Below are 19,428 nucleotides of genomic sequence, written 5' to 3'. Positions count from 1 at the left end.
CACAATGGTGACCGGCCCTCTCTGCGCGTTAACCGTTTTGGGGGCGGGAAGCCTATTCGGGTGCGGGCCCGCCGGAGCCGGCCCGGTATTCCTCCAGCGGCACCTTGCCTGCCGCCCAGGCAGCCAGGACCGGCTCCACGATCCGCCAGCATTCCTCGGCGGTGTCGCCCCTGACCGACAGCAGGGGGTCTCCCGTCAGGACGCCTTCCAGCACTTCGCCGTAAGGCAGCAGCTCGGAGGCGTTGAGCTCGGCCACGAGCGCGGCGCGGTCCAGGCTGAAGATGTCCCCGGGGCCGTTGACGTCGACGTCGAGCTCCAGGGTGTCCGGGCCGAAGCCAATGCGGAGCGTGTTGGGCGTGTCCCTGCCGGTGAATCCGTCGGGCAGGTGCGGCACGGGCCGGAAGGTGACCACGGCCTCCTTGCGCTTGGTCCCGAGGGCCTTGCCGGAACGGAGGATGAACGGCACCCCCTTCCAGCGCCAGTTATCGATGTCCACGCGCACCTCGGCCAGGGTCTCGGTGTTCCGGTCCGGGTCCACGCCCTCCTCCGCGGCGTAGTCAGGGACGTCCTTGCCGTCGAGGCTTCCCGCCAGGTAGCGCGCCCGCCGGGTGCTGTCCGTGTAGGGCGGCTTGATGCTGCTGGCCCGCAGGACGGCGGCGATGGCATCGCGGAGGTCGCGCTCGCCGATGGTGGCCGGCGCCTCGATGGCCAGCAGCGCCATGATCTGCAGCAGGTGGCTCTGGATCATGTCGCGCAGCGCGCCCGCACCGTCGTAGTAGCGTGCCCGGCCCTCCAGGGCCAGGTCCTCATCGAAGATGATTTCTACCTTGGCGATGTGGTCGCGGTTCCAGACCGGCTCCAGGAAATTGTTGGCGAACCGCAGGCCAAGGATGTTCAGGACTGTGGCCTTGCCCAGAAAATGGTCCACCCGGTGGATGTGGTCCTCCGGAACAAGGGACAGGAGTGTCCGGTTGAGTTCGCGGGCCGACTCCTCGCCAGCGCCGAAGGGCTTCTCCATGACCAGACGGGTCCCGGCGGGCACCTGCTCCGGGCGCAGGATTTCGCAGGCCTTCTGGCTCACCTGCGGCGGCAGGGCGAAGTAAACCGCAACGGGTCCCTCGAGGCCGGCCAGGAGTTCTGCGAGCGGCCCGTCGGCGGTGACGTCGGCCTGGTGGTATTCCGTGGACTTTGCCATGGCCGCCAGCGCCTCCCTGCCGGCGTCCGTCGCCGTTTCGGCGGCAGCGTCAAAGGCGGTGTGCACGCGTTCCTGCCACTGTTCGGGTGACCACGGGTCCGATCCGGCCCCCACGAGCAACAGGCCGGCGGCGCGTCCTGTGGCCACCAGCCTGGCCAGGCCGGGAAGGAGGAGCCGTCCGGTGAGATCGCCGGAGGCACCGAGGATGAGCAGGGTTTTCACAGTCGTTTGGCTCGTCACCTTGCCAGCATGCCACCTTGCAGGCGTGTCTTGATACCCTAGATAGTCGAGTCTCGTACATCCACTGAAAGAAGTGCACGGCGCGTGTTCAATTCACTCTCTGACCGGTTGACAGCAACCTTCAAGAATCTTCGCGGCAAGGGCCGCCTCACCGAGGCAGATGTCGACGCCACAGTCCGCGAGATCCGGCGCGCCCTGCTGGATGCGGATGTTGCCGTGCCCGTGGTCCGCGAGTTCACCGGGCAGGTCCGTGAACGCGCGCTCGGCGCCGAGGTCTCCGGGGCCCTGAACCCCAGCCAGCAGATCGTGAAGATCGTCAACGAGGAACTTGTTGAGATCCTCGGCGGCGAGACGCGGCGCATCCGGATGGCCAAGACCGGCCCTACCATCATCATGCTCGCCGGCCTCCAGGGCGCCGGCAAGACCACCCTGGCCGGAAAGCTGGCCAAGTGGATGAAGGCGCAAGGCCACAGCCCCCTGCTCGTCGCCTGTGACCTCCAGCGCCCCAACGCCGTGACGCAGCTGCAGGTAGTGGGCCAGCGCGCGGGAGCTCCCGTCTTCGCTCCGCACCCGGGCGCCACCTCCGAACTGGCGCACCCGGCCGGCGACCCCGTCGCCGTGGCACGGGCCGGCGTCGAGGAAGCACGCCAGAAGCTGCACGACGTCGTCATCGTGGACACCGCCGGCCGTCTCGGCGTTGACGCCGACATGATGGAGCAGGCGCGCCAGATCCGCCGCGCCATTGTGCCCAACGAAGTCCTCTTCGTGATCGACTCCATGATCGGCCAGGACGCCGTCAACACGGCGACCGCCTTCGACGAAGGCGTGAACTTCACCGGCATCGTGCTGTCAAAGCTCGACGGCGACGCGCGCGGCGGTGCCGCGCTGTCCGTTTCGTCGGTCACCGGCAAGCCCGTGATGTTCGCCTCGACCGGTGAAAGCCTGGACGACTTCGAACTGTTCCACCCGGACCGGATGGCCTCGCGCATCCTGGACATGGGTGACGTCCTGTCCCTCATTGAGCAGGCTGAAAAGTCATGGGACAAGGATGAAGCCGCCCGGATGGCGAAGAAGTTCGCCGACCAGGAGGACTTCACGCTGGACGACTTCCTTGCCCAGATGCAGCAGATCCGCAAAATGGGCTCGATGAAGAAGATGCTCATGATGATGCCCGGTGCGCAGAACATCCGGCAGCAGCTGGAGCAGTTCGACGAGCGCGAGATCGACCGCGTGGAGGCCATTGTCCGCTCGATGACCCCGCACGAGCGCGTTGCACCGAAGATCATCAACGGTTCGCGGCGCGCCCGCATCGCCCGCGGCTCCGGCGTGCACGTATCCGAGGTCAACGGGCTGCTGGAGCGCTTCGCCCAGGCCCAGAAGATGATGAAGAAGATGGCCCAGGGCGGCGGCATGCCGGGAATGCCCGGGATGCCCGGGATGGGGGCAGGCGGCGCCCGCAAGGGCGGCGGCAAGAACGCGCCCAAGAAGAAGGCCCGTTCCGGCAACCCTGCCAAGGCTGCGCAGGAGCTCCGCGAGGCCGAGGCAAGGCGGGCCGCCGGGGCAAAGGCGGTGCCCACCGGAGCCTCCTTCGGCCAGCAGTCGGGCGACTTCGATCCGTCCCAGCTGAACCTCCCCAAGGGCTTCGACAAGTTCATGGGCGGCAAATAGGGAGCACGGTCATGTCGGCCGGCGCCGATGTCAGACCGCTGCCATAAGGTTGGGTCATGTATAAGCAGCGGGTAGTTTTCGTCCACGGTGCCGGTTACTTCGGCTCCGTTGCGTGGCCGCGCCAGCACGGCATGGCTCTGCAGTATGACGCCCTGTTTCTGCGGCGCCACGGCTTTGACGCCGAGGCCGAGCCGCTGGAAACCGACTTCGCCGAGGACGCCCGCATCGTGCTGCGCTCACTGGCAGACGACGGCCGCGGGGCCGCCGGGGGCCACGTTGTGGCGCATTCACAGGGGGCCATCGCAGCGATGATGGCCGCCGTCGAACGCCCCGACCTTGTCTTCTCGCTGACGCTCGTGGAGCCGGCATGCCTGTCGCTCACCGCTGAATTGCCGGCCACGGCCGCGCACCGTGCCCTGATGGAGCCGCTGTTCGAGGTCCGGCACCAGCTCGGCGACGATGACTACGAGCGCGAGTTCCTGCGCCGCGCCTTCGCCTCGGACACACCGGAGCCCAGCACCCCGGAGGCGAAGCGCGCGGCCAGGAGACTGCGGCTGCAGGCACCGCCGTGGCAGGCGCCGCTGCAGATCGTGCCGGGTGTTCCCACGCTGGTCCTCACCGGCGGCTGGGAGCCGCTGTACGAGGAAATCGCCGGATACCTGCGCGAGACCGGTGCCCTGCACCGCATCGCTGCGGGAGGGCACCGGCCCCACGACTCACCGGAGGGTGACCGCTTCATCAGGTCATTCATCGCCGAGGTCAGCCGCCGGCAGCAGCCCCGCGCCTCCTGAAGACACGGCCTCTAAGCAACGTTCCCGCGCGCGCGTCCGGCTGGCCCCCAATGCCAGCCGGACGTGGTCATGGAGGCCGGTCAGTTGCGGGCCGACTCCGGAAGCCGCAGCTCGGGCAGGTATACCTTTCCGCCTGCAGCCAGGAACTCCTGGCTCTTCTCGCGCATGCCTTCCGCCATCTCCGCGAGGGCGGCCTGCGCCTCGGCTGAGCCGTACTCGTTCCGGATGTCCTGGCTGATCCGCATGGAGCAGAACTTGGGACCGCACATCGAGCAGAAGTGCGCCGTCTTGGCAGGCTCGGCAGGCAGCGTCTCGTCGTGGAAGGACTCGGCCGTCACCGGGTCCAAAGACAGCGCGAACTGGTCGCGCCACCGGAACTCAAACCGGGCCTTGGACAGCGCATCGTCCCGCTCATTCGCGCCGGGGTGCCCCTTGGCAAGGTCGGCCGCGTGCGCGGCGATCTTGTAGGTGATGACGCCGGTCTTCACATCGTCCTTGTTCGGCAGGCCCAGGTGTTCCTTGGGCGTGACGTAGCACAGCATGGCCGTGCCGTACCGGGCGATTTCCGGTGGCGCCGATGGCCGAGGTGATGTGGTCGTAGCCGGGGGCCACGTCCGTGACCAGGGGGCCCAGCGTGTAGAAGGGCGCACCCTTGCAGAGCTCCTGCTGGCGCTCAACATTCTCGCGCACCAGGTGGAATGGGATGTGCCCCGGCCCTTCCACCATGACCTGGACGTCGTACTCCCAGGCCCGCTGGGTCAGCTCAGCCAGGGTGTCCAGTTCGGCGAACTGCGCGGCGTCGTTGGCGTCCGCCGTGGCGCCCGGCCGGAGGCCGTCGCCCAGCGAGAAGGCGACGTCGTACTTCGCGAAGATCTCGCACAGCTCGTCGAAGTGGGTGTACAGGAAGTTCTCCTGGTGGTGGGCGAGGCACCAGCCGGCCATGATGGAGCCGCCGCGGGAGACAATGCCGGTGACGCGGTTGGCCGTGAGCGGGACGTACCGCAGCAGCACGCCGGCGTGGATGGTCATGTAGTCCACACCCTGTTCGCACTGCTCGATGACGGTGTCGCGGAAGATTTCCCAGGTCAGGGCGTTCGCTTCGCCGTTGACCTTTTCCAGGGCCTGGTAGATCGGGACCGTGCCGATGGGGACGGGGGAGTTGCGGATGAGCCACTCACGGGTGGTGTGGATGTCGTCGCCCGTGGACAGGTCCATCACGGTGTCCGCGCCCCACTGGGTGGCCCACTGCAGCTTGTCCACCTCCTCGGCGATGGAGCTGGTGACAGCCGAGTTGCCGATGTTGGCGTTGATCTTCACGAGGAACGCCTTGCCGATGATCATCGGCTCGGATTCCGGGTGGTTGATGTTGGTGGGAATGATGGCCCGTCCGGCGGCGAGTTCGCTGCGGACCAGTTCCACATCGCAGTTCTCGCGGAGGGCCACGAAACGCATCTCGGGGGTGATGACGCCCTGCCGCGCGTAGTGCATCTGCGTCACGGTCTTTCCGTCCGCCGCACGGCGGGGCACCGGCCTGGCGCCCTTCCATTCGGCGGAAGCCGCGCCGCGGCGCACGGCCGACTTGCCGTCGTCGAGCAGGTTCCGTTCACGTCCGTCGTACGTCTCCGTGTCCGCCCGTGCCGCAATCCATTCCGCACGGAACGGGGCGAGGCCCACCACCGGGTCGCTGCCGGGACCCGCCGTGCGGTAAACCCGCAGCGGTTCGTTCTGCTCGCCGTTGGGTGAAGGCTCCAGGGCGATTTCCGTTACCGGAACCCGCAGGCCGTCGCCTTCCAGGTAAGCCAGTGAGTGGGATTTCAGCGACTGCGTAACGGTAGCGGTACCGTTTTGGGCATGGCTCTGCTGTGATTTCTGGGTGCTCAATTTACTGCTCACTTCCTTCGCCGGCATTACCCGGACAGGTTCAACGGTCGCAGGCTGCACCAGCCTGATCTCAGCCCCTGCAGGGGCACCCGTGTGGTCGTAGACGAAGCTACCACACCCCGGATTTCGCCCGTCCATCTGTGAAGCCAAGCCGGAGACGCCGGATCTCCGTTGCGGGAGCCGATTACGCTGGAACCATGTCGCACATCATCGAATTCAGCGGACCCGTGCTCACTGCGGCGGATGAGGAACGCCGCGGGCTCTGGGCGGTGGACGGGAAGCTGACGTTCAGTTCTCCGGGCCAGCAGCCGGACACCGTCGTGGACGGCTGGGTCCTGCCCGGCTTCGTCGATGCCCACTGCCACATCGGGCTGGGGCCGGGCGGTGCCGTGGACGACGACGTGGCGTATGGCCAGTCCATAGCGGACCGCAACGCCGGCACGCTGCTGGTCCGGGACGCCGGAGCGGCCAGCGACACCCGGTGGCTGCAGCAGCGGGCCGACACGCCGCGGATCATCAGGGCCGGCCGGCATGTGGCCCGGTCCCGCCGGTACCTGCGGAACTTTGCGGTGGAAGTCGAGCCGGAGGGCCTCGTGGAGGCGGTGCGGAAGCAGGCCCGCGAAGGGGACGGCTGGGTCAAGCTGGTGGGGGACTGGATCGACCGGAGCGCCGGCGACCTCGCGGCGTCGTTCCCTGCCGCGGCCGTGCGGGACGCCGTCCGGGCCGTCCACGACGAGGGCGCCAGGGTCACCGCGCACTGCTTTGGCGAGGACACCCTGGACGACATGCTGGACGCGGGCATCGACTGCATCGAGCACGCCACGGGGCTGCTGCCCCGGCACATTCCACGGTTCGTTGAGCAGCAGGTGCCGATCGTGCCGACACTCATTAACATCGCCACCTTCCCGGACATCGCCAGCCAGGCCGAGCAGAAGTTCCCGCGGTATGCGGAGCACATGCGCGCATTGTGGGCCCGCCGTCGCGAGCGTGTCCTGGAGGCCTACGAGGCCGGCGTCGAAATCTATGCGGGAACGGATGCGGGCAGCGTGATCCGCCACGGCCGCATCGCGGACGAGATCCTCGAACTTCATGCCGCCGGGCTCCCGGCAGCGGCAGCGCTGGACGCGGCCTGCTGGCGTGCGCGCCGATGGTTGGGGGCCGAGGGCCTGACGGAAGGCGCGGACGCCGACGTGGTGGTGTGCCGGGAGGACCCCCGCGCCGCGCCGGAGACCATCCGGAGCCTCACGAATGTGGTGCTCCGGGGAAAGATCGTGCATTAGGAATAAATTGAAGCTTCAAGTAATTTAAAGATGTAGAGGCCGCCGAAATCCGGTGGCCCGGACATCCGGGAGTATTCAATGACAGCAGCAGACAGCAGCCAGGACTTGCTTCCTGCCGACCTCACCATGGGCACCGTCATGCTCAAGGTGGGCGACATGAAGCTCATGACCGACTACTACCAGCGCGCCCTCGGCCTCGACGTCGTCGCCGAGCAGGACGGCGGCCTCTACCTCGGTCGGCTCAAGACGCCGCTGGTGCACCTCGCTCCCGCTCCGGGCCTGAACATTCCCGGCCGCGGCGAGGCCGGCCTCTTCCACACAGCGCTTCTGTTTGAGGGCCAGCCGGCGCTGGCCGCCACCGTTGCCAGCGCAGCCCAGTACGAGCCGCAGTCCTTCGTGGGCAGCGCCGACCACCTGGTGAGCGAGGCGTTCTACTTCACCGATCCGGAAGGCAACGGGATCGAACTCTACTGGGACCGCCCGCGCGATGCGTGGTCCTGGGACGGCAAGAACGTGGTCATGGACAGCCTGGCGCTGCCGCCGCAGAAGTACCTGCAGGACCACCTCACGCAGCAGTCCGTGGAAGGCCAGCGCGGCACCGACGCGGAGGTGGGGCACGTCCACCTACAGGTGGGTGACGTCCAGTCAGCCCACGACTTCTACGTCGGCACGCTCGGATTCGAAAAAACGGCGGGCTGGCACGGACAGGCCCTCTTTGTGTCGGCCGGCGGCTACCACCACCACATGGCCATGAACGTCTGGAACAGCCGAGGCGCCGGCCCGCGCCGGGACACGCTGGGCCTGGGCGAAGTGCTCATCGAGGTGCCGTCCGGTGACGACGTCGGCGCCCTCGCCGACCGCCTCCGGGTCGCCGGAGTCGAATCGCACCACACCGGCGCCGAGCTCCGGTTCGAGGATCCGTGGCGCAACCGCCTCCGTGTCGCCGTGCGCTAAGTCGCGTGAACGCAGTTGGGTTAGGCTGATTTCGAAGAGCCCCGGCCGGTGCGTGCCGCTGCCGGGGCATGCACCGCCGACGGAATGAGGACGCATCCATGGGCTTCACCGAAGTGTTTGTCGCCACCCACAATGACGCCCTTAAGCGTGCAGAGGCGCTGGAGGGCGGCGCTGCCGCCGGGGACGGCATCCGGATAGCCGGCATCAGTGATTTTGAGATCGAACAGCTCGGCGACCTCGCGGGTGCCGCCGTGCACGCCGCGGGCGCGGACTACGAGCTGGCCATGGTGGACGTGGCAAGCGATTCACTTCTGGGCGTGCCGGCGGCGATGGTCCGGGCGCTGGCCGAGCTCCTCACCTACGAATCCGAGGGTGAGGGCAACGTTTTGGATGAGGTGGCCGAGCGCTGGGCCGCTGAGGATGACATGCCCTTTGGTGCCGCGGAAGCCAAGAACTATGTGCAAGCGCTGGCTGAGCTCGCGGGCACCGTGGACGAAGGCAGCCGGACCGGCCTGTACGTCTGGTCTTCCTAGTGCCGTTGGGTCTTGCCGGCACGCGAAAAGACTCCGTCCGCATGTCAAGTCGAAATAACGCGGGCGATCTGGCACAATAAACAGGTACTCGATCTGCGTGGCCCCTCTCTCCGCGTCCGGATCCTGTCCTTTTCGAACCCCCCAGTACGGCCCGCCCCACGGGTGCAGAACGCGGGTTCAACCCCGTTTCAGAAACAGGAGTGACCACAAAAGTGGCCGTAAAGATTCGCCTTAAGCGCTTCGGTAAGATGCGCGCACCGTACTACCGCATCGTCGTCGCCGATTCACGCACCAAGCGTGATGGCCGTGCCATCGAAGAGATCGGCAAGTACCACCCCACCGAAGAGCCCTCATACATCGAGGTCAACTCCGAGCGTGCACAGTACTGGCTGTCCGTCGGCGCCCAGCCGTCGGAGCAGGTCGCCGCGATCCTGAAGATCACGGGTGACTGGCAGAAGTTCAAGGGTCTGCCGGGCCAGGAAGGCACCCTGAAGACCAAGGCCGACAAGGAAGCATTCGTTGCTCCGGAAAAGGGTTCCGTGATCATCCCGGAAGCCATCACCAAGAAGGCCAAGGCATCGGAAGCCCCCGCCGAGGCTGAAGCAGAGACCACCGAGGCTGAGTAAGTTGCTGGCAGAAGCGCTCGAACACCTTGTCCGCGGCATTGTCGACTCCCCTGAGGACGTCAAAGTCAGTGCCAAGAACAACCGCCGCGGGGATACCCTCGAGGTGCGCGTTCACCAGGAAGACCTGGGACGGGTAATCGGACGCCAGGGCCGCACCGCGCGTGCACTGCGCACGGTCGTGGCGGCGCTGGCAGATGGCGAGCAGGTCAGGGTCGACGTCGTCGACACCGACCGCCGCCGGTAACGCGCCTGCAACACTTGCCTTAACGTCCGGCCCCTCCACCAGCAACGGTGGAGGGGCCGGACTGCTTTGCGCCCTGAAGGCTTTCAGGACGCCCGTAAAAGTCGTACATCAACACGCAGCCCAAAACAGAGGAACACATGCAGCTTCAGGTGGCCCGTATCGGCAAGCCCCACGGAATCCGCGGCGAGGTGACAGTCCAGGTGCTCACCGACGCGCCTGAGGACCGGTTCGTCCCCGGCACCGAGTTTGTGGTGGAACCCGCCTCAGCCGGGCCGCTCACGCTGAGCAGTGCCCGCTGGAACAAGGACATCCTCCTGCTCGGCTTTGACGAGGTGGCCGACCGGAACCGCGCCGAGACCCTGCGCGGCGCCAAGCTGTTCATCGAGACCGAAGAGCTCGACGAGGACGACGACGAGGGCTGGTACGAACACGAGCTCGTGGGCCTCGAGGCCCGCGTCGGCTCCCAGGCCGTTGGCAAGATCACCGCCCTGAACACGATGCCGGTGCAGGACCTGCTCGTCGTCGAAACGACCGAGGGCAAGGAAATCCTCATACCGTTTGTGGAACAGATCGTCCCCGAGGTGAACGTCGAGGAGGGCTATGTCCTGCTCACTCCGCCGGCGGGCCTGTTCGAGGTCAATGACGAGAGCACGGACGACCCGGAGACCAGGGGCTCGGACTCCGCCGAAGACTTCGCCGAGAACTTCGCCGAGGACTCCGCCGGGGAAGAGGCTGAGCCGGAGGCCAAAGCGTAGATGAGAATCGACGTCGTCAGTATCTTTCCCGAGTACCTGGCACCGCTGGAGCTGTCGCTTATCGGCAAGGCCCGCCAGGACGGGCTGCTGGACCTGAACGTGCACGACCTCCGCACCTTCACCACCGATCGCCACCGCACCGTGGACGACACCCCGTACGGCGGCGGCGCCGGCATGGTGATGAAGGCCGAACCGTGGGCCCAGGCGCTCGAATCCGTGGCCGCTGCCCGGCCGGCCGGTGCGGCCAAGCCAGTCCTGATCGTCCCGTCGCCGGCGGGGGAGCGCTTCAACCAGGAGCTGGCCTATGAGCTTGCCGCAGAGGAGCAACTCGTGTTCGCCTGCGGGCGGTACGAGGGTATTGACGAACGCGTCATCGAATGGGCCGAGGAGCACTTCACGGTCCGCCCGGTCAGCCTCGGCGACTACGTCCTCAACGGCGGCGAAGTCGCTGTCCTGGCCATGGTGGAAGCCATCGGCCGGCTGCTCCCCGGCGTGGTGGGAAACCCCGAGTCGCTCGTTGAAGAGTCGCATTCGGACGGCCTGCTTGAGTACCCGGTCTACACCAAGCCCTCTGTCTGGCGCGACCGTGAGGTCCCGGCCGTCCTGCTCAGCGGCAACCACGGCAAGATCGCACAGTGGCGCCGGCACGAGCAGTACCGCAGGACGGCGGAACGCCGTCCTGACCTGCTTCAGACGTTCGACGCCGGGACCCTGCCCCGCGCGGACCGCACCGCCCTCGCGGACCTGGGGTACGACGTCGTCGACGGTCATCTCAAGCCCCGGCCGGAAGCCTAGGCTGCGCCACGGGCGTCTAATTGGTTGATCTTGGTTGTTGAACTACCAACTAACACCAACTATGTGGCAGAATTGATACTTGTGTCTGCTGGGTCCGCGCCTGCCACAGGGGGAGCGTAACCAACAGCAAGACACCCCGGTACCGCCAAAAGTGGCGGAACCGGACCTCAACACTTCGGCAGCGATTCCCGGAAATATCCGGGCTTGGCCGCCGTGACCCAAAGTGGATGACCTGTGGCGTTCACCAGGAGTGGATCAATGCATATCCTCGATTCCGTAGATGCAGCCTCGCTGCGCACTGACGTTCCCGAGTTCCGCGCGGGTGACACCCTCAAGGTTCACGTGAACATCATCGAAGGCAAGAACTCCCGTGTCCAGGTATTCCAGGGCTTCGTCCTGGGCCGCCAGGGCGACGGCATTCGCGAGACCTTCACCGTCCGCAAGGTTTCCTTCGGCGTCGGCGTTGAGCGTACCTTCCCGGTGCACTCCCCGATCATCGAAAAGATCGAGGTTGTCACCAAGGGTGACGTCCGCCGCGCCAAGCTTTACTACATGCGTGCACTGCGCGGTAAGGCTGCGAAGATCAAGGAAAAGCGCGACTTCAGCACCGCCAAGTAAGTCCAACGGACTTTCACGGCGGGTCCCCGACCCGTGTCCGGCCAGCGCCGGAGCCATCCGCAACAGCGCCACAGGATACGGATCATGGACCACCAGACAAAACGCCAGCCAGGGAAACCGGGCTGGCGTTTTGTGTTGCTGGCGGTCCTGGCTGCCGTTCTGGTCAGCGGGCTGATCCGCTCCCTGTGGCTGGACGTCTATTACATTCCGTCCGCCTCAATGGAGCCGCTGTTCGGCACGGGTGACCGGATCCTGGTGTCCCGCACCGCCTTCCAGTCGGAGCCGATCCGCCGCGGCGACGTCGTCGTGTTTGACGGCCGCGGCTCGTTCGCCCCGCTGAACAGCGGAGCCGGTCCGCTGCAGGAAGCGGCGGCCGCGGCAGGACACTGGCTGGGACTGTCCGGCAGTGATACTACATATGTAAAGCGGGTCATCGGGCTTCCCGGCGACCACGTGGTCTGCTGTGACGCCCGCAAACGGCTCACAGTCAACGGTCAGCCGCTCGTGGAACCCTACCTCTATGACGGTGATGCAGCGAGTACCCAGAAGTTCGACGTGACTGTTCCCGAGGGCCGGCTGTGGCTGCTCGGGGACCACCGGTCGGTGTCCGCGGACTCCCGCAGCCTGCTGGGAGCGCCGGGCGGCGGCATGGTGCGGTCGGACAGGGTGATCGGCAGGCCGGTACAGATACTCTGGCCGCTTGATAGATTTGCGTCAGTGGCGCGGCCGCCCTTGGCGGCCATAACAACAACAAAGGACGGACAGTAGATGCCGGAAATCGATCCCGGGAGCTCCGAGCCGCAGCAGACTTCTGCGGGGCCGGGACGGCATGCCGCCCATGAGCCTGTTTTCGGAAATACCCGCTCCCGGCGGGTCCGGACCGGGGTCAGCTGCTCCTGCCGGCGCCCGCCGCCAGGAAAAGAAGGGCAGTCCCCGCAACCCGTTCCTGCTGTGGCTGAAGGAAATCGCCACGGTGGTGGTGATCGCCGTCGTGCTGTCCTTCCTCATCAAAACCTTCCTGTTCCGGGCCTTCTACATTCCGTCCGAGTCGATGGTGAACACGCTGGACATCAACGACCGCATCTTCGTGAACCTGCTTGTGCCCGAGCCGTTCGCCCTGGAGCGCGGCGACGTCGTTGTCTTCAAGGACACCAAGGGCTGGCTGCCGCCCACACCGCAAAAGGCGGACGGGCCGTTCAGCGTTGTTGAGGACGGGCTGACCTTCGTTGGCCTGCTGCCGGACAACTCCGAGCAGCACCTGGTTAAGCGGGTCATCGGGCTGCCTGGGGACCACGTCGTCTGTTGTGACGCCGGCGGGAAGATCACCGTCAACGGCGCCGGGCTGGACGAGGCGTACGTCAACCCGGCCGAAGTTCCCGCAGTGCGCACCTTCGACGTCGTGGTGCCGCAGGGCAAAGTCTGGGTGATGGGGGACAACCGCAACCATTCGGCGGACTCCCGCGCCCACACCGACACCAACGGAGGCTTCGTGGACATCGCCGACATCGAAGGCAAGGCAGCGGTCATCGCCTGGCCGATGAACCGCTGGGCGGCCCTGAACAACTACCCCGACGTCTTCAAGAATGTGCCGTCGGCAGGTTAGCCATGTCCGTTGCACCCACCCTTGACTACGAGAAGCGCTTCCTGCCCCGCGGGGCACGGTTCCTGGCCGGCGTCGACGAGGTAGGCCGCGGCGCCCTCGCAGGTCCGGTGAGCGTGGGAATCGCCGTCGTCGATCTGCAGCACATGGAACTGCTGGCCGATGTCCGGGACAGCAAGCTCCTCAAGGCGTCAGACCGCGAACGCCTGGACCCGCTGGTGCGGGCATGGAGCGTCGCCTCCGCCGTCGGACATGCCACTGCCCGCGAAATCGATGAGCTCGGCATCATGGGTGCCCTCCGGGCCGCCGGTAACAGGGCCTGGTTCGAGATCCTCGGCGCCGGCATCACGCCCGACGTCGTCCTGCTGGACGGCAGCCACAACTGGTTATCACCCGCCGTCCAGCCCTCGCTGTTCGACGAAGTCGTCACCGACCCCGGCTGTGACGCGCCCGTTCACACCCTGGTCAAGGCGGACATGCAATGCCTCAGCGTCGCCGCGGCGAGTGTCCTGGCCAAGGTCGAGCGCGACCAGCGCATGCGGGAACTGCACCTTGAGTATCCCGGCTTCGGCTGGGACGTCAACAAGGGCTACGCCACCGCGACCCATCGGGAAGCGATCCGCACCCACGGCCCGAGCCCCTACCACCGGGTCAGCTGGAACCTGCTGTCCGAGTAGCGAACCTGCTCTCCGGGCAGCGCGGTGCGCGGGTTCCCGCCGCATGGTGCAAGATGGAACCATGAGTGCCGAAGACCTTGAGAACTATGAGACCGACATGGAGCTCCAGCTCTACCGTGAGTACCGCGACGTCGTGGGTCTGTTCAGCTATGTGGTCGAGACCGAGCGGCGCTTCTACCTCGCCAACCACGTGGACCTGCAGGCGCGCAGCGCCGACGGCGAGGTCTACTTCGACCTCACGCTCCAGGACGCCTGGGTCTGGGACGTCTACCGCTCCGCCCGGTTCGTGAAGAGCGTCCGGGTCATCACGTTCAAGGACGTCAACGTCGAGGAACTGCCGCGCAACGAGGAGCTCGCGCTGCCCAAGGACGTCGACCTCGGCAACTGAGCTTCCAGGCCCTTCGGGGTCTCCCTGAGGCGTTGCCTGAAGGCCACTCTTCCTCCACAGCCGGCGTTTCTCCGGCATCCCCGCCGGCTTTCCCCGGGATTCCCGCGACCTTTCCACATAGCGTGACCGTGCCCTGTTCCGCGTGATCCCGCCCCCGCAGTCTTGTTGCGGAGGTGGACATGAAAGCCAAGGATCTGCTGGGCCGGCGCGGGGAAGAGCTCGCGGCGGAGTACCTGGAATCGCTGGGGATGCTGATCGTGGAGCGCAACTGGCGCTGTCCGGACGGCGAAATCGACATCGTCGCACTCGACGGCGATGCCCTCGTCATTGCCGAGGTGAAGACGCGGCGTTCGCTCGCCTACGGTCACCCGTTTGAAGCAGTGGGCGCAGACAAGCTCGCAAGGCTGCACCGATTGGGTTCGGCCTGGTGCCGCGACCATGGACTGCGGTTGCCGCTGCACCGGGTGGACGTCATAGCCGTGCTGGATGACGGCGTCGGCAAACCCACCGTTGAGCACCTCAGGGAGGTGCTGTGATGGCGCTAGGGAGAGCCTATTCGGTGGCCCTCGTCGGCCTGAACGGCTACATCGTGGAGGTCGAGGCCGACATCGGCCAGACGCTGCCGGCCTTTGTGCTCCTCGGCCTGCCGGATGCTTCCCTCAACGAAGCCCGTGACCGCATCCGCTCGGCGGCGCAGAACTCGGGTATTCCGCTGAGCCGGCGGAAGATCACGGCCAACCTCATTCCGGCGTCACTGCCCAAGCGCGGTTCCGGCTTCGACCTTGCCATCGCGATGTCGGTGCTGCGCGCCGCGGAGGACATCAGGCCCACGGGGCGCACCGTCTTCATCGCCGAGCTGGGACTGGACGGACGCCTCAGGCCTGTCCGCGGCATACTGCCGGCCGTGATGTCCGCAGTGCAGGCCGGGTTCCATGACATCGTGGTGGCCCAGGCGAACGCAGCCGAGGCCGAACTCGTCCCGGGTGCCAGGGTCCGCAGTTACCTGACCCTGGCGCGGCTGGTGCTCGATTTTGGTGCTGACCCGCAGGAACTTGTCCTCGACTTCGCGCCGGAGGATGAATCGGCCGGGACCGAGCCTGTGTCCGTGGATGCGCCTGTCCCGGACATGTGTGAAGTGTCCGGCCAGGCAGAGGCGCGGCGCGCCCTTGAGGTAGCCGCCGCCGGTGCGCACCACCTGCTGCTTACCGGCCCGCCCGGCGCCGGCAAGACCATGCTCGCCGAGCGGCTTCCCGGACTGCTGCCCGATCTGCGCGACACGGAGGCGATGGAGGTGACGGCGATCCATTCCCTGTGCCGGCTCCCCTCAGCCGGAGTGCAGCTGGTCCGGCGGCCGCCCTTTGAGAATCCACACCACTCGGCCACGGCTGCGGCGATCATCGGCGGCGGGTCGGGGCTTCCGCGCCCCGGCGCGGCGTCGAGAGCGCACCGCGGGATCCTGTTCCTGGACGAGGCGCCCGAATATGAACGCAGGGTCCTCGATGCACTCAGGCAGCCTCTTGAGAGCGGCGAGCTGGTCATTCACCGCTCGGCCGGAGCAGCCGCCTACCCCGCGCGCTTCCAGCTGGTCCTGGCAGCCAATCCGTGCCCGTGCGGCAAGGCCTCGGGGAAGGGCATTGAATGCACCTGCACCCCCTTCATGCGGCGCCGCTACATGTCGCGCATGTCCGGACCGCTCCTGGACCGTGTGGACATCCAGCTGCAGGTGGACCGTGTGTCGCTGGCGGACTTTGGCCAGTCCGGGGGAGCGGAGGACAGCGCAACGGTCGGAGCCCGCGTCCGGGCTGCCCGGGCAGGCCAGCTGCAGCGGCTACAGCCCTGGGGCATGGAAACCAACTCGCAGGTGCCCGGACGCATCCTGCGTGGCGAGCTGAGACTGGCGGCCGCCACAACCCGGATCCTGGACCATGCACTGGAACGCGGCGTGCTCACGGCCAGGGGCTACGACCGTGTCCTCCGGCTCGCCTGGACTTTGGCGGACCTTGGTGGCCGGGAGCAGCCGGACGGGAACGACATCGGACAGGCCCTGAGCCTCCGCCAGACCGCCTCAGCGGCGGCGTGAAAGGAACGCACATGCAGAACGAGAGACTTGCCCGTGCCGCGCTGTCCAGGCTGATGGAGCCACAGGACGCAGCGGGCCTTGCCCTGGTTCATGTCGCCGGGGCTGAGGACGCCCTGAGGATAGCGACCGGCCAGGTCAGCTACGGGCCGGGGCTGGAACAGGACATTACAGGGCTGCTGGCAGAGCACAGTTCGGTGAATTCCTGGGCCGGCCTCGGTGCAGCGCTGAAACGCTGGGCGCCGAGGATCCCCGACCTCGCCCCGGAGCGCGACGTGGCCACCATGCAGCGGCTGGGCGGCCGGATGATCATCCCGGCGGACGGGCTCTGGCCGCGGCAACTGGACGACCTTGGCCTGCACCAGCCAATCTGCCTGTGGTGGCGGGGCGTCGAGCTCGAGCTTCCCCCGGCAGCCAAGGCGGTGGCCCTGGTGGGCTCGCGGGACAGTACCAGCTACGGCGCATCAGTCACCGGTGACCTTGCCTACTCGCTGGCGCAGCGGGGCTTTACCGTGGTGTCCGGCGGCGCATACGGAATCGATGCCCACGCGCACCGGGCGGCCCTGGCAGGGGGCTCCGATGCCATGCCGACCATCGCCGTCATGGCTGGCGGCGTAGACCGCTTCTACCCCTCCGGCAATGAGGATCTGCTACGTGCCGTTGCCAACCAGGGCGCCGTGCTCGCTGAAGTCCCGCCCGGCTCCGCCCCCACCCGCTACCGGTTCCTTCAGCGGAACCGGCTGATCGCTGCCCTTGCCTCCGTCACGGTTGTGGTGGAGGCCAGGTGGCGGTCCGGAGCCCTGAATACCGCCCACCACGCGGAAACCCTGGGCCGCGCTGTCGGAGCTGTCCCCGGATCTGTCCACAGCGCCAACTCGGCCGGCTGCCACCGGCTCCTGCGCGAGGGCGGCGCTGTCTGTGTCACTGATGCCGGAGAGATCGCCGAGCTTGCGTCGCCCAGCGGCCAGTCGTTGCCTGATGAGAAGAGCGGGCAGTCCGCCGATCACGACGGCCTGACGCTCGAGGACCTGATCCTGCTTGACGCGCTCCCGCTGCGGTCCGCCAGCTCCGTGGAAAAACTCTGCAGTGTCGCCGGACTGGGCGCCGAATCGGTGCGCGCAGGCCTGGGCAGGCTGGCGCTGCTGGGACTGGCCGTATCCGAGAAGGGAGGCTGGAAGCGCACCAAACAATCAACCTAGCGCCTGCCGCCCGGCGACGTCCCCCTCGCCGGGCGGCCGTGCCGTTACATGATCAGCGTGCGGTTCATAATTGGCGTGCCGTTCCTTGATTCCGTGCCAAATGCTGGGACAGTGGGGGAGTGGAGAAACAGGAACTGCCGGCCGGCCTCGCTAAGGCCGTCACGGGGTTCGGACGCTACCTGACGAGTGAGCGGGCCCGGTCCGAACACACGGTGCGCGCATACCTGTCCGACGTCTCCAGCCTGCTGGGCTTTGCGGCAGGCGAAGGAGTCTCCGATCCCGCGGGGCTAGAGCTGGGAACCCTCCGGCGATGGCTGGGCAGCCAGAGCGAGGCGGGCGCATCACGGTCCACCCTTGCCCGCCGCGCCGCCACGGCGCGGAGCTTCACTGCCTGGGCGCTCCGGGAAGAACTCATCGAAACCGATCCTGCCCTGCGCCTGCAGGCCCCCAAACGCGACGGCTCACTGCCGGGAGTTCTGCAGCAGCCGCAGCTCGCCCGGCTGCTGGACGACCTCAACGAGGCAGCGAAGGACGCTGATCCCGTGGCCCTGCGCAACAGGGCCATGGTCGAGCTGCTCTACGCCACCGGTGTCCGCGTCGGTGAGCTGGCGGGTCTGGACGTCGATGACCTCGACCCGGACCGCAGAACCCTCCGTGTGCTCGGCAAAGGCAACAAGGAACGCACGGTGCCGTACGGCCTCCCGGCTGCGCTCGCCGTCGACGACTGGCTGCGCCGCGGACGGGAAAGCTCGCTGTCGCGGACAGCGGCCCGGCCCTGTTTCTCGGGATGCGCGGCCGCCGCGTGGACCAGCGCCAGGTCCGCAGTGTGGTGAAGGGACTGTTTGACGCGCTGGGCGATACCTCCGCCACGGGCCCGCACGCCCTGCGGCACACCGCCGCCACGCATCTGCTCGACGGCGGAGCCGACCTTCGGGCCGTCCAGGAGATCCTCGGTCACAGCAGCCTTGCCACCACCCAGATCTACACCCACGTGTCGGTGGACCGGCTGCGGAAGAGCTACCAGCAGGCCCACCCGCGGGCCTAGGCACATTCCGCCGGCGCGTCTTCTACACCACGCCGAATTGCACTGGCGTAATTAGACGGCGTACGGCACAATAAGATCCAAGTTCGGCAACTTTCAAGTTGTGCTTGAAGCGCCCGTTTTCAGGTGCCTCTTGTCAGCCCGGCGAGTAATTTCATAGATTGGCAGGAATCACCGGCACCACGCGGCGCCCAAAGCAGCAAGTATCCCGTCCATGCAGGTCGTTGGGGAAGACGTACCTACAGCTATGGAGGATGGAATGTCTGTTGCAATGACCCGCGGTGTGCTGTTTATTCACTCGGCCCCTACCGCACTGTGCCCTCATGTTGAGTGGGCCATCGGATCCGTCGTGGACAAGCGAACGGACCTGGAATGGACCCCTCAGCCCGCCGCGCCTGGCATGTTCCGCTCGGAGCTGTCCTGGACCGGCGCGCAGGGGACAGGTGCGCAGCTGGCGTCTGCCCTCCGGGGCTGGGCACATCTGCGCTTCGAGGTCACCGAAGAACCCAGCCAGGGCGTGGACGGCGGACGCTGGTCCCACACACCTGAGCTGGGCATTTTCCATGCCGTGACCGATGTGCACGGCAACATCATGGTGTCCGAGGACCGGATCCGCTACGCCTACGAGGCCGGCGCCGGCGACCCCTCCGCCGTCTACCACGAGCTGTCGCTTGCCCTCGGCGAGGCGTGGGACGAGGAGCTGGAACCCTTCAGGCACGCCGCCGAAGGCGCGCCGGTGCGCTGGCTACACCAGGTCGGCTGACGCGGCAGTTCGGCTAACGACTGCAGACCGGCTGACGCACCGGCCGCAGCAATTCCCCCATAGCACCGAAGAAGCCCCCGCCAACCGGCGAGGGCTTCTTCA

General features: G+C 67.0%; 19 protein-coding genes, 2 pseudogenes and 1 riboswitch. Of the genes and pseudogenes, 19 read left to right on the top strand and 2 right to left on the bottom strand.

Annotation, left to right across the window (positions count from 1 at the left end):
* Positions 1 to 52: 52 nt before the first annotated feature.
* Positions 53 to 1,435 (bottom strand): glucose-6-phosphate dehydrogenase, encoded by a 1,383-nt coding sequence (locus ACHMXB_RS08475; protein ID WP_395404417.1) that lies wholly within the window; start codon positions 1,433 to 1,435, stop codon positions 53 to 55.
* A gap of 84 nt (positions 1,436 to 1,519) precedes the next feature.
* Here ACHMXB_RS08475 and ffh point away from each other — a divergent pair, with 84 nt between their 5' ends.
* The gene (ffh, locus tag ACHMXB_RS08470; protein WP_395404415.1) at positions 1,520 to 3,103 is read left to right on the top strand and encodes a signal recognition particle protein; all 1,584 of its coding nucleotides are present in this window, start codon (positions 1,520 to 1,522) and stop codon (positions 3,101 to 3,103) included.
* Between the two features lie 56 nt (positions 3,104 to 3,159).
* Entirely contained in the window at positions 3,160 to 3,894 is a 735-nt protein-coding gene (locus ACHMXB_RS08465) for an alpha/beta fold hydrolase (protein WP_395404413.1), read from the top strand.
* A gap of 80 nt (positions 3,895 to 3,974) precedes the next feature.
* Here ACHMXB_RS08465 and thiC read toward each other — a convergent pair.
* Positions 3,975 to 5,775 (bottom strand): annotated as a pseudogene (gene thiC, locus ACHMXB_RS08460) (phosphomethylpyrimidine synthase ThiC).
* Positions 5,771 to 5,878, bottom strand: a riboswitch (TPP riboswitch). Its footprint overlaps the pseudogene before it by 5 nt.
* A gap of 94 nt (positions 5,879 to 5,972) precedes the next feature.
* Here thiC and ACHMXB_RS08455 point away from each other — a divergent pair.
* The 17 genes and pseudogenes from ACHMXB_RS08455 to ACHMXB_RS08375 all read left to right on the top strand — a co-directional run bounded on the left by ACHMXB_RS08455 (position 5,973) and on the right by ACHMXB_RS08375 (position 19,326).
* Positions 5,973 to 7,055 carry an amidohydrolase family protein gene (locus ACHMXB_RS08455; RefSeq protein ID WP_395404411.1) on the top strand — a complete coding sequence of 361 codons (1,083 nt, stop codon included), beginning with the start codon at positions 5,973 to 5,975 and terminating at the stop codon, positions 7,053 to 7,055.
* 78 nt (positions 7,056 to 7,133) lie between these two features.
* On the top strand, positions 7,134 to 8,009 hold the full coding sequence (locus tag ACHMXB_RS08450) for a VOC family protein (protein WP_395404409.1): 876 nt from the start codon (positions 7,134 to 7,136) through the stop codon (positions 8,007 to 8,009).
* A gap of 98 nt (positions 8,010 to 8,107) precedes the next feature.
* Complete coding sequence (locus tag ACHMXB_RS08445; RefSeq protein ID WP_395404407.1) at positions 8,108 to 8,542, top strand: hypothetical protein; 435 nt, start codon at positions 8,108 to 8,110, stop codon at positions 8,540 to 8,542.
* 212 nt (positions 8,543 to 8,754) lie between these two features.
* Complete coding sequence (gene rpsP, locus ACHMXB_RS08440) at positions 8,755 to 9,168, top strand: 30S ribosomal protein S16 (RefSeq protein WP_102972220.1); 414 nt, start codon at positions 8,755 to 8,757, stop codon at positions 9,166 to 9,168.
* A gap of 1 nt (position 9,169) precedes the next feature.
* On the top strand, positions 9,170 to 9,412 hold the full coding sequence (locus ACHMXB_RS08435) for an RNA-binding protein (protein ID WP_076802241.1): 243 nt from the start codon (positions 9,170 to 9,172) through the stop codon (positions 9,410 to 9,412).
* Between the two features lie 137 nt (positions 9,413 to 9,549).
* A complete protein-coding gene (gene rimM, locus ACHMXB_RS08430; RefSeq protein WP_395404404.1) occupies positions 9,550 to 10,167 on the top strand; it encodes a ribosome maturation factor RimM in 618 nt (205 codons plus the stop codon).
* Positions 10,168 to 10,962, top strand: coding sequence for a tRNA (guanosine(37)-N1)-methyltransferase TrmD (gene trmD / locus ACHMXB_RS08425; RefSeq protein ID WP_395404402.1), 795 nt, complete (start codon positions 10,168 to 10,170; stop codon positions 10,960 to 10,962).
* A 258-nt stretch (positions 10,963 to 11,220) separates the two neighbouring features.
* Positions 11,221 to 11,580 (top strand): 50S ribosomal protein L19, encoded by a 360-nt coding sequence (rplS, locus tag ACHMXB_RS08420; RefSeq protein WP_111905994.1) that lies wholly within the window; start codon positions 11,221 to 11,223, stop codon positions 11,578 to 11,580.
* Positions 11,581 to 11,664: 84 nt separating this feature from the next.
* Positions 11,665 to 12,348 carry a signal peptidase I gene (gene lepB / locus ACHMXB_RS08415; protein WP_395404400.1) on the top strand — a complete coding sequence of 228 codons (684 nt, stop codon included), beginning with the start codon at positions 11,665 to 11,667 and terminating at the stop codon, positions 12,346 to 12,348.
* A gap of 70 nt (positions 12,349 to 12,418) precedes the next feature.
* Positions 12,419 to 13,183, top strand: a complete 765-nt coding sequence (gene lepB / locus ACHMXB_RS08410; RefSeq protein WP_395404398.1) for a signal peptidase I — start codon at positions 12,419 to 12,421, stop codon at positions 13,181 to 13,183.
* Between the two features lie 2 nt (positions 13,184 to 13,185).
* Entirely contained in the window at positions 13,186 to 13,857 is a 672-nt protein-coding gene (locus ACHMXB_RS08405; RefSeq protein WP_395404396.1) for a ribonuclease HII, read from the top strand.
* A 61-nt stretch (positions 13,858 to 13,918) separates the two neighbouring features.
* Entirely contained in the window at positions 13,919 to 14,245 is a 327-nt protein-coding gene (locus tag ACHMXB_RS08400) for a DUF2469 domain-containing protein (RefSeq protein ID WP_003806068.1), read from the top strand.
* 179 nt (positions 14,246 to 14,424) lie between these two features.
* Positions 14,425 to 14,781, top strand: a complete 357-nt coding sequence (locus tag ACHMXB_RS08395; protein WP_395404394.1) for a YraN family protein — start codon at positions 14,425 to 14,427, stop codon at positions 14,779 to 14,781.
* Complete coding sequence (locus ACHMXB_RS08390; RefSeq protein WP_395404392.1) at positions 14,781 to 16,325, top strand: YifB family Mg chelatase-like AAA ATPase; 1,545 nt, start codon at positions 14,781 to 14,783, stop codon at positions 16,323 to 16,325. The genes ACHMXB_RS08395 and ACHMXB_RS08390 overlap by 1 nt, the downstream gene beginning before the upstream one ends.
* 11 nt (positions 16,326 to 16,336) lie before the next feature.
* Positions 16,337 to 17,521 (top strand): DNA-processing protein DprA, encoded by a 1,185-nt coding sequence (gene dprA / locus ACHMXB_RS08385; protein ID WP_395404390.1) that lies wholly within the window; start codon positions 16,337 to 16,339, stop codon positions 17,519 to 17,521.
* Positions 17,522 to 17,640: 119 nt separating this feature from the next.
* Positions 17,641 to 18,566: pseudogene (locus ACHMXB_RS08380) on the top strand (tyrosine recombinase XerC).
* 256 nt (positions 18,567 to 18,822) lie between these two features.
* Complete coding sequence (locus ACHMXB_RS08375) at positions 18,823 to 19,326, top strand: DUF3145 domain-containing protein (protein WP_003806074.1); 504 nt, start codon at positions 18,823 to 18,825, stop codon at positions 19,324 to 19,326.
* Positions 19,327 to 19,428 lie beyond the last annotated feature (102 nt).

Origin of the sequence: Arthrobacter sp. UC242_113, assembly GCF_044054585.1 — a bacterium.
Taxonomy (GTDB): domain Bacteria; phylum Actinomycetota; class Actinomycetes; order Actinomycetales; family Micrococcaceae; genus Arthrobacter.
This window is presented reverse-complemented; position numbering and strand designations above follow the sequence as displayed.